Below are 14,984 nucleotides of genomic sequence, written 5' to 3'. Positions count from 1 at the left end.
CGTCAGCCGCGGCCGCGAGTCGGCCGCACCCATGGAATGTAAGGCATGAGTGATTTTCCACGCTGGAAGTACGCGCTGGTCTTGATCGTGTTGCTCGTCGGCATCGTCTACGCGCTGCCGAACGTCTTCCCGCCCCAGCCGGCGGTGCAGATTTCGGGCAACCGTGGCGCGGCGGTTGACGCGACCCTGAAGAGCAAGGTCGACACCCTGCTGGCCACCGCGAAGGTGCCGGCATCGTCTATCGATGTGAATGAAAAGGATGGCCGCCTGTTGGCGCGCTTCGGCAATATCGATCAGCAGGCCAAGGCATCCGATGCCCTGCGCACGGGCCTGGGCGACGACTACACGGTGGCGCTGAACCTCGCTTCCACCGTGCCGTCGTGGCTGCGTTCGCTCAACGCTAACTCGATGCCGCTGGGCCTCGATCTGCAGGGCGGCGTGCACTTCCTTATGGAAGTGGACCAAAACGCAGTTATCGATACGCAGGAGACTCGCTACACGGACGATATCCGCGCCCTGCTCCATGACAAGGGCGTTCAGTACGATGCCGTCTCGCGTAACGCGCGCGGTCAGGGCGTGAACGTGGTGGCGCGTACCGAGGCCGATCGCCAGAAGGCGGCTGCGCTGATTGGTGCCGACTACCCGGATCTCGTCGTCAACGATGGCGAATCCAGCGGTAATCGTTTCGTGCTGAATGCCGTGGTCAAGCCTGCAAAACTGCGCGATCTAGCGCAGGGGACCATTACCCAGAACGTCACGACGCTGCGCCAGCGCGTGAACCAGTTGGGTGTGTCCGAGCCGCTGATCCAGCAGCAGGGTGCCAACCAGATCATCGTCGAACTCGCCGGCGTGCAGGATACTGCCGAGGCCAAGAAGATCATCGGTGCCACCGCTACGCTGCAGTACCGTGCGGGCTTGTATACCTCGCAGCAGGCGATGGATGCAGCCCGTTCGGGCAGCGTTCCGCCTGATGCCAAGCTGTATTTTGACCAGGACCATATTCCTCGGTTGCTCAGCAAGAAGGTCATCGCAAGTGGCGACGAGTTGGTCACTGCCGTCTCCGGGCGTGATACCCAGAATGGCACGCCAAATGTCCTGGTCACATTGAATTCCGCAGGCGCTCGCAAGATGCAGGAATTCAGCTCGGACAACATCGGAAAGCCGATGGCGGTGCTTTATATCACCCGCACGCTGGAATCGAAGGTTGTTGACGGAAAAGAAATAAAGACGCCCAAGATTAGCGAAGAGGTGATCAGTTACGCGACGATTCAAGGGCCTCTTGGCAAGCAGTTCCAGACCAATGGTCTTCGTTCGGATGCAGAAGCCTCCGAATTGGCGCTGCTCCTGCGAGGCGGCTCACTGGCCGCTCCGGTCGATATCGTCGGTGAAAGCGTCATTGGCCCGAGCCTCGGCGCGGACAACATCGACAAGGGCTTCAAGGCTGTGATGCTGGGCCTGGGTCTTGTGCTCGTCGCGGCCGCCATCTACTACAAACTGTTCGGCATCGTCGCCGACATCGCCCTGTTCCTCAACCTGGTGCTGCTCGTGGCCGTTATGTCGGCTATCGGCGTCACCCTCACCATGCCGGGTATCGCCGGTATCGTGCTGACGTTGGGTATGGCGATCGATGCGAACGTGCTGATCTGCGAACGCATCCGAGAGGAGCTGCGCAACGGCTCGTCGCCGCTGGCGTCCATCCGCACCGGTTACGACAAGGCGTGGGCGACCATTCTTGATGCGAACGTGACCCACCTGCTTGCCGCGCTGGGTCTGATGACCATGGGTTCGGGTCCGATCAAGGGCTTCGGCGTCACCCTGTTTATCGGTATCCTCACCTCGATGTTCACCTCGGTGACCGTCACCCATGCCATCACGGCGCTGATCCACGGCGGCCGCAAGCTCAAGACCCTGTCGGTCTGAGGGGGAATACGCCATGGAAATTTTCAACCACAACGCCAATTTCAACTTCCTCGGCCTGCGCAAGTTCTCGATCGGGCTGGCCGTCCTGCTGATGGTCGCCTCGATCGCGCTGATCGTGACCAAGGGCTTCAACTACGGACAGGATTTCGTGGGCGGCGTCGCCGTCAACGTGGCCTATGCCAACCCCGTCGATACCAACGACGTGCGCCAGACGCTTGAGAAGGCGGGCCTCGAAGGTCCGCTGGTGCAGGCGGTGGGCGGTACGCGCGAAGTCACGGTGCGCATGCAGCCCAAGGATGACGTGGGAGCCGTCGGTACCAAGCTGACGGGCGACGAAGCCGCCACCAAAGTGTCCAACGACATCATGGCGGCGCTCAAGGCCGTGCGCCCCGATGCCACCATGAAGAGCAAGTCCTTCGTCGGCCCGCAGGTCGGTGAAGAACTGCGCTCCGATGGTATCTACGCGGTGATTTTCGTCATCGTTGGTATCATGGGCTACCTGTGGATCCGCTTCGAGAAGCGCTTCGCCATTGCGGCGCTCGCCACCGAGGTGCACGACGTGCTGGTCACCCTGGGAATCTTCGCCCTGACCCAGCGCGAGTTCGACCTCACGGTGCTGGCCTCGGTGCTGGCGGTGGTCGGCTACTCCATCAACGATAAGGTGGTGGTGTTCGATCGCGTCCGCGAGCTTTTCCGCTCCAGCCGCAATGCTGCGCCGGAAGAAGTGCTAAACCGCTCGATCAATAGCACGCTGTCGCGAACCATCATCACCTCGCTGTTCACCGGCATCACGATGGCGGCCCTGTTCTTCATCGGCGGCCCGGTAGTGCATGGCTTCGCCATCACCATGCTGATCGGCATCCTGGTGGGTACGCTGTCCTCGATCTTCGTGGCCAGCCCGATCCTTCTGTGGCTTGGTGTTTCCAAGCAGGACCTGATGCCCCGTTCGAAAGAGGATCCGGCGCTGGAACGCAGGCCGTAAACAGTGCTGGCCGGGAATCCCGGTCGACTCCCTACGATGCTCCATCGGTGCGCGCGCCCGCGCATGCCGGTGGGGCATTTTTTTTGTCTTTCACCCTTTACCGGCGAAGGCGGTTCGGGCCTCCATCTTCGCACTTCGAGGTCGAAGCTGGTATTCATGTCTGTCGGAACGGCTTCGATTTTTGCGAATCAGTTAGGATCCGCCGCTTCGAAAATCGGCCGCACGGATGCGTCCTTCGTCGAGCCACAGGATCTGCCGGGGGGCATCGCGAACGACGCTGGCTTACCGATGACCATTGTGTAAGGCAAGCCGGTTCATCACCAGACGCCGTGAACCGGACATCGCCACCACGTGTTCAGTAAGCAATCGCTCGCACCAGTGCGTCACTCGCCGAACCATGCGCCGGGTCAGCTGTGCGTGGCGGTCCAGTCATGACACGGCCCCAGACCGCTCGGACTTCCGCGAAGCACCGTGTACTTTGAAGTCTCGTGATGAGCCTCAAATCACTCGAATGTACAAAATCGGCGAAATATGAGCTGCCGACTAGAGATATCGAGCGCGGGCATATGCGTATAAAGTTTGATCGTCGTCACAGTTTGACTTCCCGTCGAGCTTCCATGAATGCCCTGGCTCCCCATTTCCCAATACCTGTGGCGGGCGCGTCACCACAACATCGATAATCTCGATATTGACATTGCCTTGGCATTCGCCGAGATTCGGCAACGCCTTCTACGAAATATCTCAATTCGAGATGTCGTTCGTAGCGGATGTTTCCAGACTTGGGCGAATTTATGGATGATGTCGCGGTTCCGGCTCTTGCCCGCTGTGCCAGCGTGGCGCCGATCGAGTACGTATATCAGTTCAATCCCCCGCAGCTTGTTTTCCTCTGCCAATTGCTGGCAGACGTACAAAGCGTCACCGGGAACCTCGTTGAGGTAGGTTGCGCACACGGGCATTCCACCCTGTTCTTCAACCGCTACCTAGATGGCATCCGTTTCATGCGGAAGAAATATTTCGCCATCGATACCTTTGCAGGTTTCGTTGCGGAAGATATCCAGTACGAGGTGGCGCGCAGGCACAAGACCGCAGAGATGTACGATGCGTTCCAAGACAATAGCCTGGATGCCTTTGAGGCATCGATGCGAAAGCACGCTGTGTCGCGTGTCGAGGCAATCCAGTGCGACGTCAACGCGTACGATCTCGAATCGCTCGGCCCGCTGTGTTTTGCCCTCTTGGACGTCGACCTCTACCGTCCCATAAAGAAGGCGTTGCCTGAACTCTATGCTGCGCTGTCCCCAGGAGGCGTCATCGTCGTCGATGACTGCAATCCGATGAATTTTTACTGGGACGGAGCATACCAAGCGTACCGCGAGTTCATGCAGTCGCAGGGTATGACGCCAAAGGTCGTCCACGGCAAGTTGGGGCTAATTACTAAGGCTTGAGACCTGCGTTCAGCTGCCTAACATCTGCTTCGATATCTTGAGTAGCTCGCGAACAAGGACCCCCTCGAGCCTTCCATGCTTGCTGAGTTCCTTCAGCTTGGCATGCGTTGCACGCGACGCGCTCGTAAGGGGAGAGTCGGTGAATTTGATGCTGAGCTGTATACGCACGCCATCTTCATGGAAGCCACGATGGATATCGTTTTGATAGAAAATCGCCGCGTCGCCAACCACGGGTGCGTCGATCGTCTCGACATAAAGATCTCCCCGCAATGCTGCAACGGAATCGCCCGTCGCATGGCGAATGAATACGAAGTCGGCACTGTCAGCCTGCAACTGTTGGAGGACCTCAGGAGCGCGTTCTCTTGTGTATATGCCGAGCGGAAGCCTTGCGTCGCCGAGACAGGCGTAGAGCTCGACGTTTTTCTCGCGCGGTATAACAGCGAGACCCGTGCTCGCCCCGCTGACGTAGAGCGGTATCCAGGTGTTGAAGCAATCAACGCCGTGACCTGCATCGGTGGTGCTTCCATCGATGTGCCAACCATCGCTTGCATCAGACGAGACGGTCTCCATCGTCGTCTCGGTGGCGACGAAAAGAAACGCCTTCCAGTAATACAGGGGGCGTCCCACGGCGCGGGCGGCGATGTCACGCAATTCATCGATGGCGGCATGGTCCATGAGCTCGATATTGGTGCTTTGAGGGTCATATGACGAAAGGGTGTCGTCGATGAGCTTTTCGACGAGGCTGCTATCAAGCTTATGGAGGATTGGTTTCATGTCAGGAAAGCCTCATTCGCTTACAAAAGGACGTGATTCTTGAAGGATTGGAACGTGAAGCGTTACCGGCTTGCTGCATACCTTACAACGGTATTCGTGTTGTCGTTTACCGTCGCAAGCGTCTTTGTGCACACCATGCTAGGTGGTGGGAGCGTGGCTCGGTGGCTTCCCATGTTGCTTGTCAGTGCGATCGCCGCGAGCCACGTTGTGGTTATGGTGGTCAATGCCATCGCCTTACGTCTAGTCGTTCCTCTGCCGATCGCTCGCGCCAGCGATACGGTTCTCTTAATGGAAGCGTCCGTCCTGGTGGTGGTTCCCGTTCTTCTTTTTGCGGATACGGACCTTGATGCGCTGGTCGAGGCACAGTTTGCGCGGTACTCCGCCAACAGGGATGTAAATGCCAGTTACTGCCTACTTGTCGATTTTTCAGACGCGTCCGAGCGCATAAGTGCGGCGGAGTGCCGCGTGCTAGGAGATCTCGCGGCGCTTCTAGTAGATCGAAATCGCATTGCCCCGGTGTTCTCCCTCGTCTTTCGTTCGCGAACGTTCAACGAATATGAAGGCACATGGCAAGGGTGGGAGAGAAAACGAGGGAAGCTTGAGCAACTCAACCAACTAATCATCAGTGGTCGAAGCGATGCGCTAGAGGTCCTTGTGGGCGCGCAAGCGGACATCTGCGCGGCCCGATACATTGTGGTGGCAGATGCCGATACCGGGATGCCCAAAGGGACGGTACGGGCATTGATCGCGATAGTGGCCCGTCCGCTCCGCGATGCGGCATCGACGACACGTCGTGAGTTCGGCATCGTGCAGCCGCGGATGCGTCAGGTAGCAGGCGACGGTCCGATGACGAACTATCAGTGGATCTATGCGAGCGTGCCTATGGGCGGGGCTGCATCGGCACCGACGGCTGATCTCTTTCAGGACGTGTTTGGTGCTGGGTCGTTCTACGGAAAGGGGGTGTACGACGTAGATGCTTTCAGTGCGGCGATGCAGGGACGCATACCTGATGGACTGCTTCTCAGTCACGACCTTATCGAGGGCGAGTTCGTTGGCTGCGCCACTGCCTCGGACGTCGAGATGCACGAAGTTTGCATCGCCTCGCACGAGGCGGAGATGCGTCGTCGCCACAGGTGGATAAGGGGCGACTGGCAATCGTTGCCGTGGCTGCTCGACCATGTACGTGATCAAAAAGGGGCGGTGGTACGCAATAAACTTTCGTCACTGTCCCGCTGGAAGATCTTCGACAACGTCCGTCGGAGCGTGACAACGATTGCCTTGGTCTGCATGCTCGCGAGCGTCTGGCTGGCTGGCAATTGCATCGCCATCCTAAGTCTGGCGATGGTTGGGCTGGTGATGCCGGGAGAGATCGTCGCACTTGCGCAGTCCTTGCGAAAGCGGAGGTGCGGAGATCCGTCTTGCATTTCGAGAGCATGGTGCACTCTGGCATTCAGAGCGTGTTTCTTGCTTGACGAGGCCGTGGTTCATGCATCTGCCGCTGCCACGGCGTCTTACCGGATGCTGGTGACTCACAGGAATTTGCTTGAATGGTCGCCGGCGTCGCTGCGACGGAGCCCGTCGCCGACGAGCCTGTGGAGTCGCACCGTCGGGATGCGTCACAGTCTCGGAGTAATCGTCCTCCTCGGCGTCGCGGTTGCGTGGCTGAGACCGACAGGACTCCTGTTCGCCGCACCATGGTTGTTTTGCTGGTCGTGCGCGCCGTGGCTCTCCGCCTGGAGTGGTCGTACCCGAACATTCTCTCACTCCAAGGAGGCAAGCGATGACACTTCCTCTGTTCAGGCCTGAGGCCGTCCGTGCCTCGCGTACGGCCGACTATCCGTCCATGAGGCTGCCTTTGTCAGGAAGGTTGGATGTGACTATTGCGTTGTTGATAGTTCTTCTCGTGGGCTCTTGCATTTTCCTCTTTGATTGTACTTACGTTGCTGAGCGCGCGTGCAGGGCGACTATCCTCGAAGGCGTGGGCGCATCCGCCGATGGTAGTGTGACGCTGATGTTCCGTGTGCCGGACGATGCGACGGATGCTGCTCAGGCAATGAAAACCGGCGCGCCTCTGGTGCTTCGGACGAAGTCCTCGGAAGGGCTGCGCGAACTACCAGGACGCCTGGTAGCCCTGGGTCGAGAGGCGGGAGGAATGGTAGGCATCGTACGGGCATACAAACCGACGGCGGTAGGCCTGCGCGCAGCTATCCCGGCGGAAGTCTATGTCGTTATCCCGGTAGGAAAGGTGCGCATGGTTGACTGGGTCGCATCGTTCCTTCACGGCAGGCAATCCGCGCCATGAAGGCACGCTTTCGCAGTGGCCGCAGGCGCCTTCCAATGGTCTTTCAGGCGGAAGCCACGGAATGCGGTATGTCTTGCTTGGCAATGGTCGCTGGCTACTACGGCCAGGGAACAGACCTAGTTGGTATGCGCGTCCGCTTCCGCATGCCTTCACAGGGCGTATCCTTGCAACGCATGGTCGAGATTGCCAGGGATCTTGGTCTAAGTGCCGAGGCGGTCCGCCTGGAGCTGGACGACCTTCGTGATGTACCGACGCCGGCGATACTGCATTGGCGCATGTCCCACTATGTCGTGCTCAAGTCGATCAAGCGTGGCGTCGCGACGATCCACGATCCATCGGTAGGCATCCGAAAGGTGCCGCTGTCGGTGGTTTCCGACGGCTTTACTGGCATAGCGCTACTTCTTGAGCCTGGGGCTACCTTCGTTAGACGATCGACTCCGCCACGCATGTCGATTTGCGCGATGCTAGCTTCGGTCAATGGTCTGGGTCGGGCGCTAGGCCAGGTGGCCGTGCTTGCCGTGCTTCTCGAGCTGGCAACGATCGTGGCGCCACTGTTCATCCAGATCGTTACGGATAATGTTGTACAAAAGGGCGACTACGCTTTGTTGGGTGTCGTCGGCGCCGCCTTCGTCGCGCTTAGGTTGTTCCAATCAGTCGTCGCCGCAATACGATCGTGGGCCGTGGTGCGCCTAAGTGCCAATCTTGGGTGGCTTTGGTCGACAAATACCTTTGCCCATCTGATGACATTGCCTGAGGACTTCTTCCAGCGAAGGAAGCTCGGTGAGGTACTTTCGCGATTCGGATCCATTTCGCAAATCCAGCAGACCGTGACGTCACGTTTCGTTGAAACCATCCTTGATGGGATCATGGCCGTGGCGACGACCGTAGTCATGTACCGGTATGAGCCAACGCTTGCAAGCCTCACGCTGCTCGTCGTCATGGCATACGCCGTGCTTCGTTACGCCAGCTATGGCATGTTTCGCGAAGCAGGCCTGTCGCAGTTGGCCGCCGACGCGCACCAGCAATCGGCACTTCTCGAGAGTCTTCGTGGCGCAAGAGCAGTGCGCTTACATAACATGGCCATCGTGCAGGCCATGCGCTTCGCCACCATGGCTTCAGAGTCGATGCGAAAGTTCGTAACCGTGCAGCGTCTCGGAATTGGCTCCACCTTAGTAGGCTCGCTGCTTCTCGGTGCGCAAAGCATAGGGACCTTGTGGATTGGCGCTAAGTACGTGCTCGATGGAAGTCTTACGGTCGGTATGCTCGTCGCGTTTGTCGGTTACAGCAGCCAGTTCACGCAGCGGTGTACGAGTGCTGTCGACTACCTTTCGAACCTGCGGATGCTGAGGATGCACACCGAGCGGCTTGGCGATATCGTTCTCGCCACTCCGGAAGCGGATATGGATGGTGCGGGCATACTCCTGGGGGATGCTCTTGGCATTGAGCTAGTAAATGTTAGCTTTCGTTATTCCGAAGATGAGCCTTGGATTATCAAGGATTGCAATCTTAAGATAGATCCGGGTGAGTCGGTCGCCATCGTCGGTGCGTCTGGTTCGGGGAAGACGACGCTGATGAAAATCATGCTTGGATTGCTCGAGCCACAATCAGGTGAGGTGTTGGTCAACGGCAGCTGCCTTGCCAGGGTTGGCAAAAAAGCTTTTCGCGACCGGCTTGGCGTGGTCATGGAGGATGATGAACTCTTCTCCGGAACACTTGCCCAGAACATCTCATTCTTCGACCCGGCGGCGACGATTCCCACAATCCAGGTGGCTGCAGTTCGAGCGGCGATCCACGAGGACATACGGCGCATGCCGCTAGGTTACGACACCCTGGTCGGTGACATGGGCAACACTCTTTCGGGCGGCCAGCGACAGCGCATCCTTCTCGCGCGCGCTCTGTACCGACAACCCTCCATGCTCTTGCTAGACGAAGCAACAAGCCGACTCGATGCAACGAACGAAAGTCTCGTGAGCGCAGTCATTCGAAAGCTCAATATCACGCGAGTACTGATCGCACACCGAAGGGAGACGATCGATAGCGCCGATCGTCAAATTCATGTCGCAACCGGCGGTGTCGTTTCGTCGGTCAATGCCGAGCCAGTCACCTGATCAAGGAGAAGAAGGTCCATGACGATTCTCGTAATGTCACAGCGTCTCGATTATCACGGTCGTGCGGTTACTTGGGGATTGCATCAGATGGGGTGCAAGGTGCATTGGTGGGACCGGTCCATCTATCCTGGCCAGCAGCAGCTTTCGCTTTCGTTAACCGACGATGGTGGGTGCCATATGGTTTCGGACGGTGGTGATTGGCCCGTGCCGTCCGGAGGGTACGTGGCGATATGGGAGCGGCGCGGAAAGGTTCCCACGCCTTCGCCAGGGTTGTCCGCCGTAGACCGACGCGTTGCAAGTAACGAGTCGAGAAAGTTCCTCTGTGGCCTGGTCAGCATCTTGGAGGTGCAGAACCCAGATGCCCTTGTGACCAATCCGGCCTGGGCGCAAGAGCGGGCGAACGAGAAGGCCTTGCAGCTCCATGTCGCTAAGCAGGTAGGCATGGATATCCCAAGTACGCTGATCTCGAATGAACCTCGGCGTATTCGTGACTTCTATCGGATGCACGGCGGGAAAGTCATAACGAAACAGCATTTTCCGTTTTCTTGGCGCCAGCCCAACGGCGATCTCTTTCTTTCCGGCACGTTCATCGTACCGCCAGAAGCCATGGAATCCGATGCCATGCTCGAGGCGAGCCCGATGATATTCCAGGAGGCGCTCGATATTAGCGGTGAGCTTCGGATCATTGTATTTGGCCGCACCGTCTTCGCTGGCCTGCAACCTCGCGCAGCGGAAGGTATGCCTGGGTTCTCGGACATACGTCTGGAGCCGCGCAACGAACTTAGTGTGATCGACCTGGATCCGGGGCTGAGGGACAAGCTCTTCGCGTTCATGGAGCGTATGGGTCTCAACTATGCAGCCTTTGATATTGCGAGAACCCGCGATGGTCGTGAGCTTTTCCTCGAGGCAAACGAAGCGGGCCAGTTCTTGTCCCTGGAATCACTCGATCCGACATGCCACATGCTCGATGCGTTTTGTCAGTACCTGGCCTCAGGGGACAAGGCATTCGAGTACAAAAATCCCTCGGGGCTTCGCCTGACTTCCTTTGAAGACAGTAGCGATGGTCGTCTATTTCGAGAGGAGTTCGACCATCACATGAAGTTCGAGTACAAGGCGCAGCCATTCGAACTAAGCGAGGCTTAGCCTTGCGAAAGGAGCATGACCGCACAGTTCTGCGGTCAAGCGTTGGGCCGAAGCCTTCGGCTATCTAGTAGTCAACCAAGGAGATGTTTCATGAATAACGAAGCAGCGATTGATTCGGGCGAAGCCCGCGTGCTTTCTCGTTTCCTGGCGCGCAAGCTGTCGGCTGAAGAGCTTGAGATGATCAGTGGCGGCAGTTGTGGCTGGCCGACCGCCTCTACGTGTAGCGCTTCGGACCATAACCCATGCGATCTCGATAACTGCGACATGGGCAACTAAGTACCGGAGATTGGCGGGCCCTGCCTTCGGGCAGGGCCTTTCGGTCGGTTACTACGGAGGATCACATGCAGGTAGAGAAGCACATGTTCCTTGACTGGCTGGCAGAGCGAGGTTCCAGTCTTGCCTGTCCGTATTGTTCCAATGATGAGTGGAATCTTATCATTCATGATCCCGTTGACCTTGCGGACCAACGACTTATCGACTTCACGATGCTGTCAAAAACATTAGCATTCCCAGTCGTTGCCATGTCATGCACGCGATGCTCCACCGTCCGTACGCATGCCACCGCAGCGGTTCTTGGCATCGAGTGAATTGAGGGTGAGGATGTGAAAAGCATTTCAATCGCGGGCGTCGATGCGAAGGATGGCCAGGTGCAGGAGTGGATGAGCTCAGCATTCAAGGCGCTTCCTTGCCCGTACTGTCGGCACGAAGGGTGGAAAGTTCTGGGTGACGACACACTCAATGGTGAGTTATCCGCAGACATTTTCGCGCTAATCTCAGTAACGAGAGCGCATCCCTATGTTGCGTTATGTTGCGAGAACTGCGCATTCATACGGGCCGTTGCGCTACCCGTAGAGAGTGAATCGTGATGATGCACGGTATTAGAGAGCTTGACCGAGAAGAGTCAGCAGATCGTCAGAAGCGGTTTGCGGAGCATCTGGGCAGGATTGTCGTGCTGTACGCGGATAGTGCCGTAAATCACTATCCCATGTTTATGCTCAAACGCTGGCTGTTTCCAGCGCTTGACCAGGGTCAGTATGCGATCTTTGCTGACGAGGACGATCGCGTCGTTGCCATGGTCTCGTGGGCATTCCTTGATGCCCGTCGGTCACGCGATATGGCCGAAGGTGACATCGGCATGCTGCACCCGAGCGAATGGAGCGAAGGTCTTAACCTGTGGGTCGTTGATTTTGTCGCGCCATATGGGCATGCGCGCGCTGTAACACGATATCTACGCGACGTCATATTCCGGGAAAAGAAGCTTTCGTTCGGTGTCAAGCGAAATGCCGAAGGTGAGGTGATACGGACCAGGCAATTCTCCCGCCAATCAGGTGGGCGTGAAGCCGCCGGATTCGTCGGTCGCCTGTAGTCCCATTCAGAGTGGGCACTTAATCGAAGGCCTGGGAGCACCCATTATGATTCTTGGATCGCTTATAGGCAGGGCAGGGAGAGAGCTCAGTGCGCTCGGAAGCCACATAACTGTCCCGTTTGAAGTTCGACGCTTGGCGAAGGCACGCGTTGTATGGATCAATGCGCGATGGTTTGCACGGCACGGGATTGACACTGCTGCTGACGATGCGCGTCGTGAACTTGAGCAAGAGCTTCTTGACGCGTTCGCCGTGAGCGTCCCGCGTGGAAACGAAGGCGACGAATTTTTTGCAACCGACGGTGACTCAACCTTGCGCGCTGATCGCTACGGTTCACCCGGTGGCGCGAATCACGGAGGGAGCGGGCGGTGCGGAATGCGGGGCTTTTTCAACGCGAAAGGGATTGGTCCCACGCCGCTTGCGGCGACGTCGACGGACTGGTATCACCAACATGGCTGCATGTGGCTCGAGGAAGCGATACGCGAGGCAATCCTCGGCGAAGTGGCTAACGCGGAGTTTCCTCACGGTGCCGTTCCCGCTGTTGCGATCATATCCGTTGACGGACGTGTCTCCGATCGACTTGGCATGCGCGTGGAAGATCGCCGCGGCATCCTCGTGAGGCCCAACTTCGTGAGACCGGCGCATCTCGAGAGGGCTTTTCTTTTTGGTCACGGTGGCGACGAGGAGTCGCCGCAGTATCTTGATGCGGTGCGAACTCGGGAAGCCATTGCGTGGTTCGACGAGCATGCGACGATACGAGAATCGGCCCCCGGTCTGGTAAATCTGTGTTCGCGACTTGGTGAGCAGGTCGGCTTTGGGTGGGCGCATCGTCTCTTCCACGGCGCGTATGTATCCGGGAACATGACGATTGACGGTGAGCTCGCGGACTTCGGTTCATTCCGGGCGCTTCCATCCTGGCATGCCGCCAAAGTGGTTGATGGCGCCTATCCATTTGGCAAGGATGTCTACGCGCTGGATACGGTAACGAGGTCGCTCGCGTTCTATCTGCGCAAGTTCTCACTCCGGCAGCATCCGTCGGGAAGCGCTGGTTTTGATATCGCGCTGACGGCTGCAAAATCGGCATTCAGGCGCGAGGCTCTCGCGCTCTTTGGGATCACGGAGGATACGGAAAGTTCCGTCGTGAACAGGGTGGGCGAGGCTATCAATGATTATTTTGTCCGTCAGCAGCGAACCTTCGTCAATTATTTCAAAGGTGATCACCGCGAACGTAGACCGTGGTTGTACGAGGCACTCATCGGCCTTATCCGTGGTGCTTCGGCGGATTCAGACGAGGCAGTGTTGATTGACGTTCTGGCCGCCATGCTTCCGGCTTCGTTCGGTGCGAAGGAGGACGCATCTACCTTGAGTCGATATCGCGCGGCAGCTTTGCGAACGCTCAAACCTCGCCAGCTGTTGTATCGAGAGAACTTGCAGCGCCTTTGTCAGTATGCGACGCGAGATGTGATGGCTGACCAGGCGCAGTTTGGCGAAAGTGTGGAGCGGCTTATTGATGGCGTGGTAGGTCGCACTCGAAGGCTCTGGCCTCAATTGCCCGCTGACTTGTTGATTGTCGGACAAGTCGTCCAGGGGAGCGCAGCGGCTCTCTACTGTCGCACGGAAGGTAATGGCTCAAGCGTGCTGTGGATTGAAGCGCAAGGAGTCGACGGGGTGGTGAACCTCTTCGGGAGTCGGGTCGACGTCGGGGCCATTGCACACCACCAAATATCGATGGCGGAAGGCGGGCTGGGCCGATGGCGACTCGCTGTCGACGATCTTCCGCTGGGAAAATCGTTGGCGCTGACATTGGCCGAAGGCATTGTCGTCTGTTTTCCCCGTGCCCAAATCACGTATCGCACGGTTGCAGCGGTGGGAGCGACACGACGAAACGACGGTGGGTTCATGTCCCGCCGAACCACGCATGATCGGGCAGTTGCCGATCTCGCACGGGGCGAGTTGTCGTCCCGTTCATTCGAAGATGGAGTTGTCACATGAATGATGCAGATTTGGGTACCGTCGGGCAGGAGAGAGTCCTCGCTCGCTTCCTGGCGCGCAAGCTCACCGCGGAAGAGCTGGAAATGGTGAGCGGTGGCGGTTGCGGCGACTCGGGATCGAGTTGCAGTGGATCAGACCATAGTACGTGCGATCTGGACAATTGCGATCTCCACTCCTAAGAACGCAATGAAAAACCAGTCCCACTGAGCGGCACCCCAGAAGTTGGAAACCCGTCCAATTTCTGGGGTGTTTTTCATGGCGAAGTACGACGAGCAAGCGACGCCGGTTTTGCACTTCAAGGGCATTGCCGAGATAACACGACGATGCAGAGTTTATTCGGAATGCTCAAGGCGGAGTTTTTCCATTTCAACCACTTCGCGACCGTTGACGAACTCAGGCGGGGGCTCGACCGTTAGATCCACCCCCACAATCACCATCATCAGGCTCAAACGGAAAGGCCTGAGTCCGGTGAAGTACCGGACTCAGGCCCTTAGTGCCTAGCTCAAACCGTTCAACTTTATGGAGTCAGTTTAAGGGCGATTTTTTCATTCACCGGTGTGTCCCGGCCCTGGGATCAGAAATCTTCGCTGTCCTCGTTGGCACCTTCCGCATCGTTCGCAAGCGTAACGACAACGTAGGCTGAGCCCACGAGCGAACAGCAGAGCCAGGCATAAACCATCTGGATCGCCGTCTTCGGGATGGCGGCCGCGACGCGCGGTGCCAGAGCCAGGCCAATGATGCCGGCCAGTGCGAGTACGGTTGCGACGGTCCACGCCAGGCGCCGCGACGGCGTCGTGGTGGTGATAACGTTCATGATGCTGCTGCCCCTGCTTCCCCTGTTTCGCGGCCGTCGTGAAAACCATGTGAGGCCGCTTGATGTAGGAAATACCCTACAAGATTCGACGAAGCAAGTGCCGGAATCCTGAACGCATTCCTTGACGTGGTGAGGGCTTGCAT

Annotated in this window: 12 protein-coding genes; 10 read left to right on the top strand and 2 right to left on the bottom strand. The window is 57.9% G+C overall.

Translation table 11 applies throughout. The annotated features are described in order from the left end of the window. Positions 1-45 precede the first annotated feature (45 nt). The 3 genes from secD to FIV34_RS16530 all read left to right on the top strand — a co-directional run bounded on the left by secD (position 46) and on the right by FIV34_RS16530 (position 4,344). Positions 46-1,920: a protein translocase subunit SecD gene (gene secD / locus FIV34_RS16540; protein WP_139984625.1), complete on the top strand. Its 1,875-nt coding sequence runs from the start codon at positions 46-48 to the stop codon at positions 1,918-1,920. 13 nt (positions 1,921-1,933) lie between these two features. Beyond that, positions 1,934-2,902: a protein translocase subunit SecF gene (secF, locus tag FIV34_RS16535; RefSeq protein WP_139984624.1), complete on the top strand. Its 969-nt coding sequence runs from the start codon at positions 1,934-1,936 to the stop codon at positions 2,900-2,902. A gap of 791 nt (positions 2,903-3,693) precedes the next feature. Beyond that, positions 3,694-4,344: a TylF/MycF/NovP-related O-methyltransferase gene (locus FIV34_RS16530; protein ID WP_170207645.1), complete on the top strand. Its 651-nt coding sequence runs from the start codon at positions 3,694-3,696 to the stop codon at positions 4,342-4,344. Between the two features lie 9 nt (positions 4,345-4,353). Here FIV34_RS16530 and FIV34_RS16525 read toward each other — a convergent pair whose 3' ends face one another. After that, complete coding sequence (locus FIV34_RS16525; RefSeq protein ID WP_139984622.1) at positions 4,354-5,118, bottom strand: hypothetical protein; 765 nt, start codon at positions 5,116-5,118, stop codon at positions 4,354-4,356. 171 nt (positions 5,119-5,289) lie between these two features. On the opposite strand from FIV34_RS16525, the gene FIV34_RS16520 reads away from it, so the two are divergent. From FIV34_RS16520 to FIV34_RS16485, 7 genes are all read left to right on the top strand, one after another. Continuing rightward, on the top strand, positions 5,290-6,924 hold the full coding sequence (locus FIV34_RS16520) for a glycosyltransferase family protein (protein ID WP_139984621.1): 1,635 nt from the start codon (positions 5,290-5,292) through the stop codon (positions 6,922-6,924). Between the two features lie 492 nt (positions 6,925-7,416). Further along, complete coding sequence (locus tag FIV34_RS16510; RefSeq protein WP_139984619.1) at positions 7,417-9,528, top strand: peptidase domain-containing ABC transporter; 2,112 nt, start codon at positions 7,417-7,419, stop codon at positions 9,526-9,528. An 18-nt stretch (positions 9,529-9,546) separates the two neighbouring features. After that, a complete protein-coding gene (locus FIV34_RS16505; RefSeq protein ID WP_139984618.1) occupies positions 9,547-10,671 on the top strand; it encodes an MvdC/MvdD family ATP grasp protein in 1,125 nt (374 codons plus the stop codon). A 90-nt stretch (positions 10,672-10,761) separates the two neighbouring features. Further along, positions 10,762-10,947, top strand: coding sequence for a hypothetical protein (locus FIV34_RS16500; RefSeq protein WP_139984617.1), 186 nt, complete (start codon positions 10,762-10,764; stop codon positions 10,945-10,947). A 65-nt stretch (positions 10,948-11,012) separates the two neighbouring features. Next, positions 11,013-11,258, top strand: a complete 246-nt coding sequence (locus tag FIV34_RS16495) for a hypothetical protein (RefSeq protein WP_139984616.1) — start codon at positions 11,013-11,015, stop codon at positions 11,256-11,258. Positions 11,259-11,536: 278 nt separating this feature from the next. Next, complete coding sequence (locus tag FIV34_RS16490) at positions 11,537-12,037, top strand: toxin-activating lysine-acyltransferase (protein ID WP_139984615.1); 501 nt, start codon at positions 11,537-11,539, stop codon at positions 12,035-12,037. 133 nt (positions 12,038-12,170) lie between these two features. Beyond that, a complete protein-coding gene (locus FIV34_RS16485; protein ID WP_139984614.1) occupies positions 12,171-14,027 on the top strand; it encodes a hypothetical protein in 1,857 nt (618 codons plus the stop codon). Positions 14,028-14,601: 574 nt separating this feature from the next. Here FIV34_RS16485 and FIV34_RS16480 read toward each other — a convergent pair. Then, positions 14,602-14,841 (bottom strand): hypothetical protein, encoded by a 240-nt coding sequence (locus tag FIV34_RS16480; protein WP_139984613.1) that lies wholly within the window; start codon positions 14,839-14,841, stop codon positions 14,602-14,604. Positions 14,842-14,984: the final 143 nt, after the last annotated feature.

Origin of the sequence: Luteibacter pinisoli (assembly GCF_006385595.1) — a bacterium.
Classification (GTDB): domain Bacteria; phylum Pseudomonadota; class Gammaproteobacteria; order Xanthomonadales; family Rhodanobacteraceae; genus Luteibacter; species Luteibacter pinisoli.
This window is presented reverse-complemented; position numbering and strand designations above follow the sequence as displayed.

What these genes read in the sequence shown, in the direction of transcription:
- secD (WP_139984625.1), top strand. Translation starts at nt 46, where the DNA reads ATGAGTGATTTTCCACGCTGGAAGTACGCGCTGGTCTTGATCGTGTTG.
- secF (WP_139984624.1), top strand. Translation starts at nt 1,934, where the DNA reads ATGGAAATTTTCAACCACAACGCCAATTTCAACTTCCTCGGCCTGCGC.
- FIV34_RS16530 (WP_170207645.1), top strand. Translation starts at nt 3,694, where the DNA reads ATGGATGATGTCGCGGTTCCGGCTCTTGCCCGCTGTGCCAGCGTGGCG.
- FIV34_RS16525 (WP_139984622.1), bottom strand. Translation starts at nt 5,118, where the DNA reads ATGAAACCAATCCTCCATAAGCTTGATAGCAGCCTCGTCGAAAAGCTC.
- FIV34_RS16520 (WP_139984621.1), top strand. Translation starts at nt 5,290, where the DNA reads ATGTTGCTTGTCAGTGCGATCGCCGCGAGCCACGTTGTGGTTATGGTG.
- FIV34_RS16510 (WP_139984619.1), top strand. Translation starts at nt 7,417, where the DNA reads ATGAAGGCACGCTTTCGCAGTGGCCGCAGGCGCCTTCCAATGGTCTTT.
- FIV34_RS16505 (WP_139984618.1), top strand. Translation starts at nt 9,547, where the DNA reads ATGACGATTCTCGTAATGTCACAGCGTCTCGATTATCACGGTCGTGCG.
- FIV34_RS16500 (WP_139984617.1), top strand. Translation starts at nt 10,762, where the DNA reads ATGAATAACGAAGCAGCGATTGATTCGGGCGAAGCCCGCGTGCTTTCT.
- FIV34_RS16495 (WP_139984616.1), top strand. Translation starts at nt 11,013, where the DNA reads ATGCAGGTAGAGAAGCACATGTTCCTTGACTGGCTGGCAGAGCGAGGT.
- FIV34_RS16490 (WP_139984615.1), top strand. Translation starts at nt 11,537, where the DNA reads ATGATGCACGGTATTAGAGAGCTTGACCGAGAAGAGTCAGCAGATCGT.
- FIV34_RS16480 (WP_139984613.1), bottom strand. Translation starts at nt 14,841, where the DNA reads ATGAACGTTATCACCACCACGACGCCGTCGCGGCGCCTGGCGTGGACC.